Source organism: Pseudoxanthomonas sp. SE1 (assembly GCF_029542205.1).
In the GTDB taxonomy this organism is placed as follows: domain Bacteria; phylum Pseudomonadota; class Gammaproteobacteria; order Xanthomonadales; family Xanthomonadaceae; genus Pseudoxanthomonas_A.
Genome location: NZ_CP113783.1, coordinates 399281 through 415000, shown reverse-complemented (window position 1 = coordinate 415000; position 15720 = coordinate 399281). Strand labels below are relative to the sequence as shown.

Annotated in this window: 17 protein-coding genes (1 of these 17 running past the window's edge); 11 read left to right on the top strand and 6 right to left on the bottom strand. The window is 68.5% G+C overall.

What is annotated here, in order from left to right; genetic code table 11:
- Both OY559_RS01960 and OY559_RS01955 read left to right on the top strand, forming a co-directional pair.
- A protein-coding gene (locus OY559_RS01960; RefSeq protein ID WP_277729887.1) for a M23 family metallopeptidase crosses the window boundary here: on the top strand, window positions 1-904 show its 3' portion. It extends 548 nt beyond the left edge of the window; only the last 904 of its 1452 coding nucleotides appear in the window; its start codon lies beyond the left edge, outside the window; it ends in the stop codon at window positions 902-904.
- Between the two features lie 73 nt (window positions 905-977).
- Window positions 978-2117 carry an anhydro-N-acetylmuramic acid kinase gene (locus OY559_RS01955; RefSeq protein WP_277728470.1) on the top strand — a complete coding sequence of 380 codons (1140 nt, stop codon included), beginning with the start codon at window positions 978-980 and terminating at the stop codon, window positions 2115-2117.
- Here OY559_RS01955 and OY559_RS01950 read toward each other — a convergent pair.
- Genes OY559_RS01950 through OY559_RS01940 form a run of 3 tightly spaced genes read right to left on the bottom strand, consistent with a single transcriptional unit; the run spans window position 2114 to window position 4491 of the window.
- Window positions 2114-2341, bottom strand: a complete 228-nt coding sequence (locus tag OY559_RS01950; protein ID WP_142123160.1) for a hypothetical protein — start codon at window positions 2339-2341, stop codon at window positions 2114-2116. The two genes, OY559_RS01955 and OY559_RS01950, sit on opposite strands and share 4 nt — an antisense overlap.
- A 45-nt stretch (window positions 2342-2386) precedes the next feature.
- Window positions 2387-3721: an AmpG family muropeptide MFS transporter gene (locus OY559_RS01945; protein ID WP_343228748.1), complete on the bottom strand. Its 1335-nt coding sequence runs from the start codon at window positions 3719-3721 to the stop codon at window positions 2387-2389.
- Window positions 3721-4491: an exodeoxyribonuclease III gene (locus tag OY559_RS01940; protein WP_277728469.1), complete on the bottom strand. Its 771-nt coding sequence runs from the start codon at window positions 4489-4491 to the stop codon at window positions 3721-3723. The genes OY559_RS01945 and OY559_RS01940 overlap by 1 nt, the downstream gene beginning before the upstream one ends.
- A 116-nt stretch (window positions 4492-4607) precedes the next feature.
- Here OY559_RS01940 and pyrE point away from each other — a divergent pair, with 116 nt between their 5' ends.
- The gene (gene pyrE, locus OY559_RS01935) at window positions 4608-5279 is read left to right on the top strand and encodes an orotate phosphoribosyltransferase (protein WP_142123158.1); all 672 of its coding nucleotides are present in this window, start codon (window positions 4608-4610) and stop codon (window positions 5277-5279) included.
- Window positions 5280-5296: 17 nt separating this feature from the next.
- A complete protein-coding gene (locus tag OY559_RS01930) occupies window positions 5297-6001 on the top strand; it encodes a hypothetical protein (RefSeq protein ID WP_277728468.1) in 705 nt (234 codons plus the stop codon).
- Window positions 6002-6092: 91 nt separating this feature from the next.
- Here the strand turns inward: OY559_RS01930 and OY559_RS01925 are convergent, their stop codons facing one another.
- Genes OY559_RS01925 through coaBC form a run of 3 tightly spaced genes read right to left on the bottom strand, consistent with a single transcriptional unit; the run spans window position 6093 to window position 10134 of the window.
- Window positions 6093-8429: a phosphomannomutase/phosphoglucomutase gene (locus OY559_RS01925; RefSeq protein WP_277728467.1), complete on the bottom strand. Its 2337-nt coding sequence runs from the start codon at window positions 8427-8429 to the stop codon at window positions 6093-6095.
- 14 nt (window positions 8430-8443) lie between these two features.
- Window positions 8444-8908, bottom strand: coding sequence for a dUTP diphosphatase (gene dut / locus OY559_RS01920; RefSeq protein WP_277728466.1), 465 nt, complete (start codon window positions 8906-8908; stop codon window positions 8444-8446).
- Window positions 8905-10134: a bifunctional phosphopantothenoylcysteine decarboxylase/phosphopantothenate--cysteine ligase CoaBC gene (gene coaBC / locus OY559_RS01915; protein WP_277728465.1), complete on the bottom strand. Its 1230-nt coding sequence runs from the start codon at window positions 10132-10134 to the stop codon at window positions 8905-8907. Before coaBC ends, dut begins: the two co-directional genes overlap by 4 nt.
- 96 nt (window positions 10135-10230) lie before the next feature.
- On the opposite strand from coaBC, the gene radC reads away from it, so the two are divergent.
- The 7 genes from radC to OY559_RS01880 all read left to right on the top strand — a co-directional run bounded on the left by radC (window position 10231) and on the right by OY559_RS01880 (window position 15718).
- Window positions 10231-10905 carry a RadC family protein gene (radC, locus tag OY559_RS01910; RefSeq protein ID WP_277729885.1) on the top strand — a complete coding sequence of 225 codons (675 nt, stop codon included), beginning with the start codon at window positions 10231-10233 and terminating at the stop codon, window positions 10903-10905.
- A gap of 87 nt (window positions 10906-10992) precedes the next feature.
- A complete protein-coding gene (gene argS / locus OY559_RS01905; RefSeq protein ID WP_277728464.1) occupies window positions 10993-12681 on the top strand; it encodes an arginine--tRNA ligase in 1689 nt (562 codons plus the stop codon).
- Between the two features lie 14 nt (window positions 12682-12695).
- Window positions 12696-13487: an SPOR domain-containing protein gene (locus tag OY559_RS01900; protein WP_277728463.1), complete on the top strand. Its 792-nt coding sequence runs from the start codon at window positions 12696-12698 to the stop codon at window positions 13485-13487.
- Window positions 13484-13894: a hypothetical protein gene (locus OY559_RS01895; protein WP_277728462.1), complete on the top strand. Its 411-nt coding sequence runs from the start codon at window positions 13484-13486 to the stop codon at window positions 13892-13894. The genes OY559_RS01900 and OY559_RS01895 overlap by 4 nt, the downstream gene beginning before the upstream one ends.
- A gap of 34 nt (window positions 13895-13928) precedes the next feature.
- On the top strand, window positions 13929-14681 hold the full coding sequence (locus tag OY559_RS01890; RefSeq protein WP_277728461.1) for an SDR family NAD(P)-dependent oxidoreductase: 753 nt from the start codon (window positions 13929-13931) through the stop codon (window positions 14679-14681).
- A gap of 106 nt (window positions 14682-14787) precedes the next feature.
- Window positions 14788-15354, top strand: a complete 567-nt coding sequence (locus OY559_RS01885; RefSeq protein ID WP_277728460.1) for an RNA polymerase sigma factor — start codon at window positions 14788-14790, stop codon at window positions 15352-15354.
- Window positions 15341-15718: a DUF6768 family protein gene (locus OY559_RS01880; protein ID WP_277728459.1), complete on the top strand. Its 378-nt coding sequence runs from the start codon at window positions 15341-15343 to the stop codon at window positions 15716-15718. Before OY559_RS01885 ends, OY559_RS01880 begins: the two co-directional genes overlap by 14 nt.
- Window positions 15719-15720: the final 2 nt, after the last annotated feature.

Below are 15720 nucleotides of genomic sequence, written 5' to 3'. Positions count from 1 at the left end.
CGCCCGCGAGACGACCACCCGTACCGTGGTACTGAGCGGCAAGGTCGGTCGCTCGCTGAACCGTTCGGCGCGCAAGGCAGGCCTGACCTCCGCCAACGTGAACTCGCTGACGGACGAAATCTTCAAGTACGACATCGACTTCAACTCCGACCTGGGGGCGGATGATCGCTTCAGCGTGGTGGTGGAACAGACCTGGCGCGAAGGCGAACTGATCAGCACCGGCCCGGTGCAGGCCGCCACGTTCACGGTGGACGGCAAGCTGCATTCGGGCTTCCGCTTCACCCGTCCCGGCGGCAAGCCGGAGTACTTCACCGCCGCTGGCCGGCCGCTGAAGAAGAACTTCATCCGCATGCCGATCCCCTATGCGCGCATGAGCTCCAAGTTCGGTGCGCGTCGCCACCCGGTACTGGGCACGATGCGCATGCACAAGGGCGTGGACTACGCGGCCTCCAGCGGCACGCCGATCATGGCCGCCGGCGATGGCCGCGTGCAGTTCGCCGGCTGGCAGGGCGGTTACGGACGCACCGTGATCCTTGATCATGGCCGTGGCCACACCACGCTGTACGCGCACATGTCGCGGATGGGCAAGATCAAGCAGGGCCAACGCGTCGCGCAGGGCACGGTGATCGGCTATGTCGGCACCACGGGGCTGTCGACCGGCCCGCACCTGCACTACGAATTCCGCATCAACGGCGTGCACCGCAATCCGCTGTCGGTGACGATGCCGCCGCCGGAACCGCTGGGCGGTGCGCAGCTCGCGGCATTCCGCACGTATACGGCCAACGCGCTGGCACGTATCCGCACCGTGGAAGACATCATCTACGCCGATGTCCGCCCGGCTGGTGATGCCGCAAAGGGCTCGACCGTCGCGTCCTCCAAGCCGGCCGCGGGAAAGAAGGGCTGACGGAGCCACGCATGGCGGGACGGCCGAAAAGGCGGGACACTGTCCCGCCTTTTTCTTTGCGTGCCGATCCCGTATGCCCCCAGCCTCCGACGCCGTTGTCTCCGAGCTCTATCTCGGCCTGATCTCCGGCACCAGCGCCGATGGAATCGATGCCGCCCTCGTGCGCTTCGACGGTGAGGGCCATGCGCTGCGTTGCGATCTCGTGCATGGGCGCACCTTTGCGTGGGATGGTGCGCTGCGAGGGCAGCTCGTCGCGCTGGGACAAGGCGCGGACACCGTTTCACTGGATGCGCTGGGCGCGCTGGAGGGCCGCGTTGCCCTGGCATTCGCCGACGCCGCATTGGCGTTGCTGCACGAGGCGGGCGTGCCGCGCGGACGCGTGCGCGCGATCGGTTCGCACGGCCAGACCATCCGCCATCGCCCGCATGCGGACCCACCGTTCACCTGGCAACTCGGGGATGGCAATGTCATCGCCGAACGCAGCGGCATCGACACCGTGGCCGACTTCCGCCGGCGGGACGTGGCGGCCGGCGGACACGGCGCACCGCTGATGCCGGCGTTCCATGCCGCCCTGCTGGGTTCGCCGCAGGAAGACCGGGCCGTACTCAACCTCGGCGGCATCGGCAACTTCACCCTGCTGCCAACGGCAGGCGACGTGCGCGGCTTCGATACCGGACCGGCGAACGCCCTGATGGACGCCTGGTGCGAACGCCACACCGGGCACGCCTACGACGCAGGCGGCGCCTTTGCCGCGAGCGGACGCGTTGACGCCGGACTGCTGGCCCGCCTGCTCGCGGAACCATGGTTTGCGCTGGCGCCACCGAAGAGCACCGGGCGCGAACAGTTCCATCTGGACTGGCTGCAGGCGCGCATGGGCGAGGCCACGACCTCGCCGGCCGACGTGCAGGCCACCTTGCTGGAGCTGACCGCCCGCACCGTCGCCGACGCGCTGCAGATCACCCAGCCTTTCACCCGTCGCGTGCTGGTGTGCGGTGGCGGCGTCCACAACGCGGTGCTGATGGCGCGGCTGGCCGCCCATTTGCCACAGGCGGTGGTGGAATCCACCGCCGCGCATGGCCTGGATCCGGATTACGTGGAGGCGATGGGCTTTGCCTGGCTGGCGCGCGAAACGCTGGCCGGCCGGCCAGGCAATCTGCCTGCGGTCACCGGGGCCGTCGGCCGCCGCGTTCTGGGCGTGGTGTACCCGGCCTAGAACCCCTTGCCGGGCGGCACGTCCTTCAGCGCGCTGATCGCATCGGCGAGCGCATTGACTTCACGGTCGTCGAGGCCGCCGCGCACTTCGGACTCGCAGACGAAGAGGCCCTGCTCCAGCAGGTTGAAGATGGTGTCGTGGATCGGCCATCCGCGCGCCTGCGAGACGCGCCGGATGCGCTCGGCGAGGATCGGATCCACGTCCTTCAGCACGATGTCGGTCATTGCCCCGTCCCCTGCATGCCCCTTGGTGGACTTTAGCGCACGCGATCAGTCCGGTGCCCCGCCCGCCGACCGGTCGATGCCACTCGCCGGCTCGTGGTCCCCGCCGAACCGGATGCGCGGTGCCAGCCAGAAGAACAGCGCGACCGCCGGGATCGCCACCAGGGCGGTGATCCAGAAATACACCCCGTACCCCGTCTGCTCCACGATACTGCCGGACACCGCGCCCAGCAGCTTGCCCGGCAGCATCACCAGCGACGAGAACAGCGCGTACTGGGTGGCGGTGAAGCGCTGGTTGACCAGCGCCGACAGGAACGCCACCAGCGTCGTGCCCTGGAAGCCCTGCGCGAGGTTCTCGCCGGAGATCACCAGTGTCAGCTTCCACACGTCGCCCTCGGCGCCGATCAGCCAGACATACAGCAGGTTGCTGATCGCCCCCAGCACGATGCCTGCAAGCAGCGGCCATTTCACGCCCCAGCGCGCGACGGCGATGCCGGCGATGAACACGCCCACCAGACCCACCCAGACGCCCCAGATCTTCGATACCGCACCGATCTCGGTCTTGGTGAACCCCTGGCTGAGATAGAACGGCGCCATGATGCCGCCACCCAGCGACTGGTCGGAAATCTTCGCCAGCAGGATGAAGGCGAACAGGGCGACAGCCAGCGCGGCACCGAAGCGCCGGAAGAAGTCGACGAAGGGCTCAACGACGCCCTCTCGCAAGCCCTCGCTCCATGTCGTCATGCGGATCCGCACCACGTCGGGCTCGCGCGACAGCAGGACCGCGACCATCGGTATCAGCATCACGACCGCCATCGCCTGGTAGACCAGCGGCCACGACACCTGATCGGCCAACATCAATGCCAGGGCACCGGTGATAATCAGCGCGATGCGATAGCCCAGCGAGTACGTGGCCAGCAGCGCGCCTTGCGATTCCTGCGGCGCGATCTCAATGCGGTACGCATCCACGGCGATGTCCAGCGTGGCGCCCGCGAACGCCGTCATCAGCGTGACCCAGATGAAGGGCCCCAACCGGCCGGGCGTCAGGTGCGCCATCGACACCAGGCCCACAATGACCACGGCCAGCGCGAACAACAGCCAGCCGCGTCGCTGGCCCAGGCGGCCCAGCAAAGGAAGACGCCAGCGATCCACCAGCGGCGCCCACAGGAACTTCAACGTATAGCTCAGACCGGCGCTCGCGATCAGGGTGATGTTCTTCAGCTCCAGCCCGTTCTCGGTCAGCCAGTACGCCAACGTGCCGGCCACCAGCAGGAACGGCATGCCCGAGGCAAAGCCGAAGAAGAACATCGTCCACGCCGACGGCTGCGCGAACGCACGCCAGACCGAAGGCTTGCCGGGACGTTCGCTCGCCGTCGTCGTCATCAGGTGTAGTCCACCGTGAAGGGGGCATGGTCGGAGAAACGCTGCTCGCGGTAGATCGAACACGCCTTCAGGCGGTCGCGCAGCGAGGGCGTGACGAACTGGTAGTCGATCCGCCACCCCACATTGTTGGCGCGCGCGGCGCCGCGGTTGCTCCACCAGGTGTAGTCCTGGCCTTCAGGGTGCAGCGCGCGATAGGCATCGACCCAGCCACCGTCGTCCACGCACATCCCGTTCAACCAGTCGCGCTCGGGCGGCAGGCAGCCGGAGTTCTTCTGGTTGCTGGTCCAGTTCCTGATGTCCAGCCGGCTGCGCACGATGTTCCAGTCGCCGCACAGCACGTAGTGGCGGCCGCTGCGGCGCCATTCGTCCAGCGTGGGCGCCAGCCAGTCCATGACCTTGAACTTGAAGCCCTGGCGTTCGTCGCCGGACGAGCCGGACGGGATGTAGAACGAGACCACGCTCAGGTCGCCGAAGCGCGCCTCGATGTAGCGACCCTCTTCGTCGAAGTCCGGCCAGCCCAGCGCCGTGCGGATCTCGTCCGGCTCGCGCCGGGCGTAGATCGCCACGCCGCTGTAGCCCTTCTTGGTGCTGGCGTCGCGGAACCACGCCTTGTAGCCGGCGGGCAGGAATTCCGGCCCGGCCAGCTGGTGCTCCTGCGCCTTGGTCTCCTGGACGCAGAGCACGTCGGCGTCCTGCGTGGCGAACCAGTCGAAGAAGCCCTTGGTGGCCGCCGAGCGCAGGCCGTTGGCATTGAAGCTGATGATGCGCATGGATACGTCGTTCGTCGGAAACCGGGCAAGCGTACCCGAACCGGCGCATCCGTCGCGCGGCAGCGGCGGCGTGGCGGTTATCCTGTCACCTCACCTGTTCAGCCCTCGGCTCGCCCATGTCCGATCACCGTTCCCGCTTCCTCCAGCTCGCGCTGCACGCGCAGGCCCTGCGCTTCGGCCAGTTCACCCTGAAATCGGGCCGGCAGAGCCCGTACTTCTTCAATGCCGGCCGCTTCGACAGCGGCGCGCGCTTGGCCGGGCTGGCCGCCTGCTACGCGGATGCGGTCGAAGAAGCCGGCCTGTCGTTCGACCTGCTGTTCGGCCCGGCCTACAAGGGCATTCCGCTGGCGACCGCGGTGGCATGCGAGTTCGCCCGCCGCGGCCGCGACCTGCCGGTGGCGTTCAACCGCAAGGAAGCCAAGGACCACGGCGAGGGCGGCCTGCTGATCGGCGCGCCGCTGGAAGACCGCCGCGTGCTGATCGTCGACGACGTGATCACCGCCGGCACGGCCATCCGCGAGGCGTTGGGCCTGATCCGCGCCGGCGGCGGCACGCCGGCCGGCATCGTGGTGGCGCTGGACCGCCAGGAAGTGCTGGGCGAACCTGGCGCAACCGCTCCACGCCGTTCGGCGGCGCAATCCGTCGCCGAGGAAACCGGCGTGCCGGTGGTGGCCGTGGCCAGCCTGCACGACCTGCTTGCATTTGCCGGCGAAAGCGCCGAACTTGTCCGCCATCGCGACGACCTGCTGGCCTATCGGGCCCGCTACGGCAGCGCGACCCAGGACTGAAGCAGCAGGGGGCTGCCATGACCGTCCGAACTTCCTTGGTCCTGTCGGCCGTACTGCTGGCGCTGGCACCCACCGTGCTCGCGCAGGGCAAGAACAAGCCGCCGGCACCCACCGCCAACAAGAAACTCTTCTGCTGGGAAGAGAAGGGCCAGCGCGTCTGCAGTGATGCGCTGCCGGCCGATGTGGTCAACGCGGCCCGCGACGAGATCAGCGCGACCAGCGGACTGCGCACCGGTGGCGTCGCCCGGGCCATGAGCGAAGAGGAACGCGCCCAGGCCGCCGTCGCGGCCCAGCAGAAGATGATCGACGACGCCGCCTCGGAAATGCGGCGCCGTACCGATGCCGCCATGCTGATGTCCTACCGCAGCGAGGACGAGTTGCGGCGCGTCTTCAACGAACGCACCGCCATCGTCGACAACAACGTGCGCACCGCGCGCTACAACGCGGTCAGCCTGCGCGAGGGCCTTGTCAGCCTGCTGCAGACAGCGGGCGACCACGAACTGGCCGGGCGTCCGATCCCTGCAGAAATGTCCGCCACCATCCACCAGCGCCACGCCGAGCTGCTGCGCACCCGTCGCCTGCAGCAGAGCTTCGAGGCCCAGCGCGCGCAGCTGGACGTGGAGATCACCGACATCCTGCAACGCTACCGCAACATGAAGGGCATCACGGCCGAAGCTGCGGAGGAAGCGGCCACGCCGCCCACGGCACCTGCGCGCAACTGACGCGGCAAGCCCTTCCGGAACAATGCCTTGAAACGACGACGCCGGGACAGACCCGGCGTCGTGATCATGCCGCTCCGAAGCCCGGCGAGCGTCAGAATGTCATCGTCAGTTCCGGGGCCAGCGCCTGCAGGCGGGTGCGGAACTCGGTCTTGATGCGTTCCAGCGCGGCGATGTTGTCGGCTTCGAACCGCAGCACCAGGATCGGCGTGGTGTTGGAGGCACGCACCAGGCCCCAGCCATCGTCCCAGTCGGCGCGCAGGCCATCGATGGTCGACAGGCGCGCGCCTTCGAACTCGGCGCCATCCACGAATCGCTCGACGATGGCGTGCGGCGTGCCTTCCTCCACCGCCACCTTGATCTCCGGCGTGGACACGCCATCGGGCAGCTCGGCCAGCACTTCGGACGGTGTCTCCGCGCGGTTGGCCAGGATCTCCAGCAGGCGCGCGGCGGAATACAGCCCGTCGTCGAAGCCGTACCAGCGTTCCTGGAAGAAGAAGTGGCCGCTCATCTCGCCGGCCAGCTCGGCGCCGGTCTCGCGCATCTTCGCCTTGATCAGCGAATGGCCGGTCTTCCACATCATCGGGGTGCCGCCGTGGCGCAGCACCCAGCCTTGCAGCTTTCCGGTGCACTTCACGTCGAAGATGATCAGTGCGCCCGGATTGCGTTCCAGCACATCGGCGGCGAACAGCATCAGTAGCCGGTCGGGGAAGATGATGGCGCCTTCCTTGGTCACCACGCCCAGGCGGTCGCCATCACCGTCGAACGCCAGGCCGATGTCGGCGTCGAAACGCTTCACGGTCTGGATGAGGTCTTCCAGGTTGTGCGGCTCGCTGGGGTCTGGATGGTGGTTGGGGAAGGTGCCATCCACGTCGCAGTACAGCGGGATGACTTCCGCGCCGATGGCTTCCAGCAGCTGCGGGGCGATGTCGCCGGCCACGCCGTTGCCGGCATCCACCACGACTTTCAGCGGACGCTCCAGCTGCACGTCGTCGGCGATGCGCTGGATGTAGTCGGCCGAGACATCGCGCTGCTGCAGGTCGCCGCGTGCGTTGGCCACGAACAGGCGGTTGTCGCGGATGCGTTCGTACAGGTCGGTGATGGCGTCGCCGGACAGTGTCTGCCCGCCGACGACGATCTTGAACCCGTTGTAGTCCGGCGGATTGTGGCTGCCGGTGACCGCCACGCTGCTGCCGGTACGCAGGTGGTAGGCCGCGAAATAGGCTACCGGCGTGGGCGCCAGGCCGATGTCGATGACATTGCGCCCCGCCTTGCGCAGGCCTTCGATCAGCCCGCCGACCAGGTCCGGGCCGGAGAGGCGGCCGTCGCGGCCCACCACGATGTCGGTCAGGTCCTCGTCGCGCATCACGGAGCCGATGGCCAGGCCGATCAGTTCGGCGACCTCGATGCTGAGGGACTGCCCGACGATGCCGCGGATGTCGTACGCGCGGAAGATGCCCGCATCCACCTCGGCTGTCGCCGATTCCGCCTTGCGGTAGTCATCCTGTTCGGAGGATGGGTCAGCCGCGCGATTTCCGGCGGCGGGCAGAGGGTCGCGCATCAGCGCTTCACCCAGCGTGGGCTCATCCGTATCGCTCACCTCTACACCTTTCTTGCCAAAACCACCCAGGCGCATCCCGCCGCGAGCGACCAGCACCGACACGACCGCGAGGGCTGCGAGTAGCGCCGCCACGATCATCGCCGGGAGGGCGCCCAGCCCCAGCGGGCCAGGTTCGCTGACAGGCACCGCCGTCGCCACGCGCAGGCCCGTCTTGCCCACCGCACGCGCCATGCGCTCCGCGCCATCTTCCAGCCCGCTGTTGCCGCGCTGCTTGACGGAATAGCTCCCTTGCCGCAGCGCAAGATAGCCGCCATTGGCCAACACCACGCTATCGAAGGCCTGGGTCAGCTGCGTCAGCGGCAGGCGGACATAGATCACGCCCTGCGGCGCGGGCGCCGCCATGCCGAACACGGTCTGCTTGCCATCCTTCACCACGCGGGCGGCGATGCCATCGCCCTGCATGCCGTCCTCCAGCAGCGCCAGCTTGTTGAAACCGAACACCGCAGCATCGTCATAGGCCGCCTGCAATGCGCCATCCAGGATCTCGACCTGCTCCACGCCCGCCCAACCCTCCTTCAGGGCAGCCACGGCGGCGGCGGTATCGTTGGCGGCCAGCGCCGCCTTGACGGGCGCGGATGCCAGACGCTGTTCGAACTGACGGATCTGCGCCGCATGACTGGCCTGCACGGCCTCGACCGCGCGATCACGGGCCTGTCCGACGTCTTCCAGCAGGCGCGCTTCGCGCCATTGGCGGACACCACTCCAGGCCAGCAGGGCGGCGAGCAATGCCAGCAGCACCGCCAGCTTCGGCAGCGCGCCGCGCAGGTCGCCCACGGGAATCCGCTTGCGGCTCTCGTTCGTCGTATTCATTGCGTTGTCCCCTGTCATCGCACGCCGGTGTGGCCGAAACCACCCGTCCCCCGTGCGCTGTCAGCGAAAGTATCCACCACTTGCAGGTGCACGCGCACGACCGGCAGCACCATGACCTGGGCGATGCGGTCGCCAGGCTGGATGGTGAAGGTCTCATGTCCCCGGTTCCACACGCTGATCAGCAGCGGACCCTGGTAGTCCGCATCGATCAGCCCGGTGCCGTTGCCCAGCACGATGCCGTGACGGTGGCCCAGGCCGGAGCGCGGCAGCACCACCGCGCACAGGTGCGGGTCGCCCAGGTGCAGCGCGATGCCGCTGGGCACCAGCGCCGCGTCGCCAGGCTCGAGCACCAGGGGTGCGTCCAGCGCCGCACGCAGGTCCATGCCGGCGCTGGCCTCGGTGGCGTAGGCCGGCAGCGGCCATTCGTCGCCGAAACGCGGGTCCAGCAGCTTCACTTCCACGGCGCGGGGTGCACTCATGCGTTCAGTCGCTCCACGATCAGGTCGATCAGTTCATCGGCCAGCTGCGTCTTCGGCGCGGAAGCGAAGCTGCGCTCGCCATCCTTCCAGTAGGCCGTCATTGCATTCTGGTCGCTTTCGAAACCGCCATCGGCGATGCCCACCCGGTTGGCCACGATCATGTCCAGCCGCTTGGCTTCCAGCTTCCTGCGCGCGTACTCGGCCACGTTGTTGGTCTCGGCGGCGAAGCCGACCACCAGCTTCAGCGCCTGCGTCTGCGCGGTGACCTCGGCGAGGATGTCGGGCGTGCGCACCAGGTCCAGCGCCAGCGACTCGCTGGACTTCTTGATCTTGTTGGCGGCCGGCTCGCGGGGCGTGTAGTCGGCCACGGCAGCGGCACCGATGTAGATGTCGGCCGGCAAGGCGGCGAACACCGCCCGGTGCATCTGGGCGGCCGAACGCACGTCCACGCGCGCGACGCCTGCCGGCGTGGCCAACTGCACGGGCCCGGCGATCAGGGTGACGCTGGCGCCACGACGCGCAGCGCTGGCGGCCACGGCGAACCCCATCTTGCCGCTGCTGCGATTGCCCAGGTAGCGCACGGGATCCAGGTCTTCGTAGGTGGGGCCAGCGCTGACCACCACGTTGAGTCCGGCAAGATCCTGCGGCACCGCCGTGGCGTTGATGGTCGCGCCGGCCAACGCCGCCACGATCTCCTCCGGCTCGGCCAGCCGGCCCGGACCGGACTCGCCCTCGGCCAGCGGGCCGTCGTTCGGCCCGACCACCTGTACGCCGCGTTCGCGCAGCGTGGCCAGATTGGCCCGGGTGGCAGGGTGCTCCCACATGCGGTGGTTCATCGCCGGGGCGATCATGATCGGCGCGGTGGTGGCCAGGCACAGCGTGGCCACCAGATCGTCGGCCAGACCGTGCGCCAGGCGGGCCATCAGGTCGGCCGTGGCAGGTGCGATGACGACGCGATCAGCCCAGCGGGCCAGCTCGATGTGGCCCATCGCCTGCTCGGCCGCGCCATCCCACAGCGTGGTGCGGGTGGGCTGGCCGGACAACGCCTGGAAGCTCAGCGGCGTCACGAACTGCTGCGCACCCGCCGTCATCGCGACCTGCACCTCGGCCCCGGCATCGCGCAGTCGGCGCACGAGCTCAAGCGCCTTGTAAGCCGCGATCCCGCCGCCCACGCACACCAGCAGGCGCTGTCCTGCCAGGTCACGCATTTTGTCCGATCCGCTCACGTCGGCCCGTTCCTACGTCCATACAGGCGATTAGCTTACCCGAACGCCCCCCTTCGCCCGATGCACGCCAAGCGTCCGGCGGTCGATGCTGTCGCCATGCACATCCGCGACTGGCCCCACGACGAACGCCCCCGCGAGAAGCTGCTCGCCCGTGGCCCCGCAAGCCTCAGCGATGCCGAGGTGCTCGCCATCTTCCTGGGCTCGGGCCTGCGAGGACGCGACGCCGTCGCCACCGCGCGCGAACTGCTCACCGCCCATGGCCCGCTGCGTGCCCTGCTGGAGCGTCCACCGGCGGAACTGATGGCGCTGCCAGGCCTGGGACCCGCGCGTGCCTGTGCCCTGGCAGCGGCACTGGAACTGGGCACCCGCCTGCTGCATGCCGCCCTTGAGCGGGGCGACGCCATCGGCGATCCGGAGGCCGCCGGGCGCTACTTCGCGCAGCGCTTGCGTGGCCGCCAACACGAGGTGTTCGCGGCCCTGTTCCTCGATACACGCCATCGCGTACTGGCGTTCGAGGAGCTGTTCCAGGGCTCGGTCGACAGCGCCGAGGTCCATCCGCGCGAAGTGGCCCGTCGCGCACTGGCAATGAATGCAACCGCCCTGATCGTCGGCCACAACCACCCCTCGGGCAGCGCAGAGCCCTCGGCCGCCGATCGCGCCGTGACCCAGCGCCTGAAACAGGCGCTGGCACTGGTGGATGTCCGGCTGCTGGACCACTTCGTGATTGGTGACGGGCCGCCCCAGTCGATGGCGGCGCGCGGATGGGTGTGAGGACCACCTTCGCTGAACCACGCCGATCCCACGCAGCGGGCCGGAAAACCTAGAATAGGCGGTTCCCACGCACCAAGACGGTTCTCCGTGAAAGCTTCCCTCCGCGCCTTGATTGCCCAGGGCATCGACGCCCTGCGCTCCGCCGGCACCCTGCCCGCCGATGCCGCCACGCCCGATTTCGTGGTCGAACGCCCCAAGACGCGCGAGCACGGCGATTTCGCCACCAACGCCGCCATGCAGCTGGCCAAGTCCGCGCGCAGCAACCCGCGCGCCATCGCCACGGCCCTGGTGGCCGCGCTGCCGGCGAGCGACGACGTGGCGAAGGTCGAGATCGCCGGCCCCGGCTTCATCAACTTCCACCTGAGCCCCGGCGCCTACCAGCGCGAAGTCGCCACCGCGCTGGCGCAGGGCGCGGCCTACGGTCGCAACGGCAGCGGCGGCGGCCGCACGGTGGGCGTGGAATACGTATCGGCCAATCCCACCGGACCGCTGCATGTCGGCCATGGTCGCGCAGGTGCGATCGGCGACTGCATCGCCCGTGTACTGGCCGCCAACGGCTGGAACGCCAAGCGTGAGTTCTACTACAACGACGCCGGCGTGCAGATCGACAATCTGGCCAAGTCCACCCAGGCGCGTGCGCTGGGCAAGTCGCCTGATGGCGAAGGCTGGCCGGAAGACGGCTATCGCGGCGACTACATCGCCGACGTGGCGCAGGCCTACCTCAACGGCGATTCGGTCGAGGTGGAAGGCCACATCGTCACCGGCGAGAAGGATCCGCAGGACCTGGACGCCATCCGCCGCTTCGCCGTGGCCTACCTGCGCCGCGAACAGAACCTGGACCTGGCCGCGTTCGGCGTGTCGTTCGACCGCTACTTCCTGGAAAGCTCGCTGTACGCCGACCAGAAAGTCGAGGAGACCGTGCGCAAGCTGATCGCCTCCGGCCACACATACGAAGAGGGCGGCGCGCTGTGGCTGAAGTCGACCGACTTCGGCGACGACAAGGACCGCGTGATGCGCAAGTCCGACGGCAGCTACACCTACTTCGTGCCCGACGTGGCCTACCACCTCAGCAAATGGCAGCGCGGCTATGAGCGCGCCATCACCGAGCTGGGTGCCGACCACCACGGCTCGCTGGCCCGCGTGAAGGCGGGGCTGCAGGCGCTGAACGAAGGTATCCCGCCGGGCTATCCGGAATACGTGCTGCACCAGATGGTCACGGTGATGCGCGGCGGCGAGGAGGTAAAACTGTCCAAGCGTGCCGGCAGCTACTTCACCCTGCGTGACCTGATCGAGGAAACCAGCGCCGATGCGACGCGCTGGTTCCTGATCGCGCGCAAGCCGGATTCCCAGCTGACATTCGACATCGACCTGGCGCGCCAGCAGAGCAACGACAACCCGGTGTTCTACGTGCAGTACGCGCATGCCCGCGTGTGCAGCCTGCTGCGCCAGGCGGGCGAGAAGGGTTACGCCTACGACCAGACAAACGGACTGGCGAACCTGGCGCGCCTGGACGACGAGACCTCACTGCAGCTGATGGTCGAGCTGTCGCGCTATCCCGAAGTGGTGGAAGCGGCCGGCGAATCGCTGGAGCCCCATGTCGTGGCGCAATACCTGCGCGAGTTGGCCTATGCTTTCCACACGTGGTACGCCGGCACGCCCGTGCTTACCGACGACGCGCAGGCACGTGATGCGCGGCTGGCGCTGGCACTGGCGGTACGCCAGGCGCTGGCCAATGGACTGGACCTGTTGGGCGTAAGCGCGCCCGAAAAGATGTGAGCGGAGAGCAGTAGATGGCAGCGAGGCGCGGCAAGAGTCAGGCCACACGCAATTCCAGTCAGGCCACGCCCGCGTGGGTCTGGCTGATCCTCGGCCTGCTGATCGGCCTGGCGGTGTATTTCGTCGTGCCGGGACTGGGCAAGAAGGACGGCGACGGTTTCTTCCGTCCCACACCCAACCCTGACGCGCAACCCGCGCCGGTCGACAGTGCCGATGTGGAAGCCGTGGTGCCCGACGCGCCGAGCAGCGAGGCACCGGCCACCGCCGCGACGACGGACGATGCGACCGCGAAGGAAACCCAGTACGACTTCTACACCTTGCTGCCCGGCAAGGAAGTGCAGATGTCCGACGCGGAGCTGGCTGCCAGCGCGCGCGAGGAAGAAGCACGCAGGGCGCGCGCCGCCCTCAACGGACAGGCCACGACGCCCGTGGCGGTTGCGCCGGCTCCCGTCGCAGCTACCCAACCGACACCGATCGACGAAACCGCGCCCGCCCGCCCCACCGAAACGCCGCGCGCCGCAGACGCCGCTCCCGCACCCAAGCCTGCCGCCACCGTGGCCAGCGCGGACACCGGCGCACGCTACATCCTGCAGGCCGGCGCGTTCGGGGCATCGGGCGATGCCGAGGCCACCAAGGCCAAGATCGCCATGCTGGGCCTGAGCGCCCGCGTGGAGTCGGCACAGATCAACGGCAAGACCGTCTATCGCGTGCGCATGGGCCCGTATGGCACGGCGAGCGAACTCGCCGAGGCGAAGCAGAAACTCGCCAGCGGCGGACTGCCTGCGATGGCGGTGAAGGCACAGTGAGTGCCGCGCGGCCGACGTTGCAGCGCCTGATCGTGGCGACGGCCGCAGCGATGGGTTCGCTGCTTGTCGCCTCGTGGCTGGTCGGCCTTGTCCTGCCCGCACACTGGCAGGAGGTGGTGCAGACACGCTGGGGATTCCTGGCGCCGGTCAGCTACGTCGTGACCGCCCTCTGCATGGGGCTGGGCGGCGCGCTGGCAGGCCATCGCTTCCTGATCGTCGCCGTCGGCCTGACGCTGGCGGTGTGGATCGCGACGCTGTCGGTGCTGGCCGGCATCGCCGGTGCGGCCTCGGACATGTCCTATCCCCTCGGTTTCCTGCTGCGCACGAACGCACTCAGCGCGACGCTGTCCGTGGTCGCCGCCGCGCTCGGGACCTGGCTGGGCGCGCTCTGGTACGCGCGCCGCTGACCGCGACCCGTTTCCCCTCCCCCAAGGAATCCCCATGACCCGCACCGCCCTCATCACCGGCGCCACCTCCGGCTTCGGTGCCGCCGCCGTCCGTCGTTTCGCCGCCGCCGGCTGGCGCGTGATCGCCACGGGCCGTCGCGCCGAGCGCCTGCAGGCGCTGGTGGATGAGATCGGTGCCGACAAGGTGCACGCCGCCGCGTTCGACATCCGCGATGAAGCGGCGATGGACGCCGCGCTGTCCGCGTTGCCGGCAGGGTTCCGCGACATCGACCTGCTGGTCAACAACGCCGGCCTCGCGCAGGGCACGGCACCTGCGCAAAGCGCGCTGCTGTCCGACTGGCGCACGATGATCGACACCAACATCACCGCGCTGGTCACGCTGACCCATCGATTGCTGCCGATGCTGGTCGAACGCAAGGGCGCCATCATCAACATCAGTTCCGTCGCCGGCGTGTATCCGTACCCCGGCGGCAACACGTACGGTGGCAGCAAGGCGTTCGTCAGCCAGTTCTCGCTGGGGCTGCGCAGCGACCTGCATGGCACCGGCGTGCGCGTGACGACGATCGAGCCGGGCATGGCCGAAACCGAGTTCACCCTGGTGCGCACGCATGGCGACCAGCAGGCATCGGACAAGCTCTACACCGGCGCCGCGCCGATGACGGCCGACGACATCGCCGACACCATCTTCTACGTCGCCACCCTGCCACCGCACCTCAACATCAACCGGCTGGAGATCATGCCGGTGACGCAGTCGGTGGCGGGCTTCCAGGTACATCGCGGCACCTAGGCTGCCCGAGGGCACCGGTCGCCTTGTTCTTTCTCCGCACCGGATTGAACCGTTTTCCTTCCCTCCGGCACCTTGATTCCCGATAGACGGAGACAGGGGCAGGCGCGTGCAGCGGGACACGGAACGGATACTGGACGAGTACCTCGCCGCGGCGGCACGGACGGGTGACCGCGCTGCGTGGGAGCGTCTGGTCGCGCGCTGGCAGCCGCGTCTGCTGCGCCACGCATGGCGCCTGACCGGTCATCCGGACCTCGCGCGCGACATGGTCCAGGAAGCCTGGGTCGAGATACTGCGCGGACTCCGCCGATTGGACGACGTGGCGGCGTTTCCGGCCTGGGCCTTCCGCATCGTCACCCGTCGCTGCGCGCGCGCGATCCGGGGACGGCAGTTAGAGCGCACCCACCTCGTCGAGATCGAGCTTGAGGCGGTGATGCCTGGCGAACAGGACGCGGCGGGCGAATGCGCGTCGGAGCTTGCCATCGTCAGGGCGGAAATGCAGGCCCTGCCCGCGCCCCAGCGCGCGGCGCTGTCGCTGTTCTATCTGGAAGACCTGAGCGTGGCGGAGATCGCCGTCGCGCTCGACGTGCCCCCGGGAACGGTCAAGACCCGGTTGATGCATGCGCGGCGCAAGATCCGCGCGCGACTGGAAGGAAACACCGATGAACAAGACTGATGACCTGATCAAGCAGACCCTCTCGGCCGAGGATCGCGACCTGTTGGCGCGGCACGGCGAACCCGGCTATTTCTCGCAGGCGTTCGGCCTGTTCCGCGGCTCGCTGGGCTGGGTGGTGTGGGTGGCCTACCTCTGCGGCATCGCCGCCTTCGCGGGCTTCGGTGTTTCGCTGTGGCGGAGCTGGCATGCCACCGAGGCACTGGTTGCCGTGCAATGGGGCGTGCTGGCCATCGTGCTGTTCCAGTTCACGATGATCATGAAGTCGTTCCTGGGCAGTCACATGGAAGCCAACCGCATGCTGCGGGAGCTCAAGCGCGTGGAGCTGCAATTGGCGCTGCTCAGGCAAGACAAAGCAGGTATGTAGGT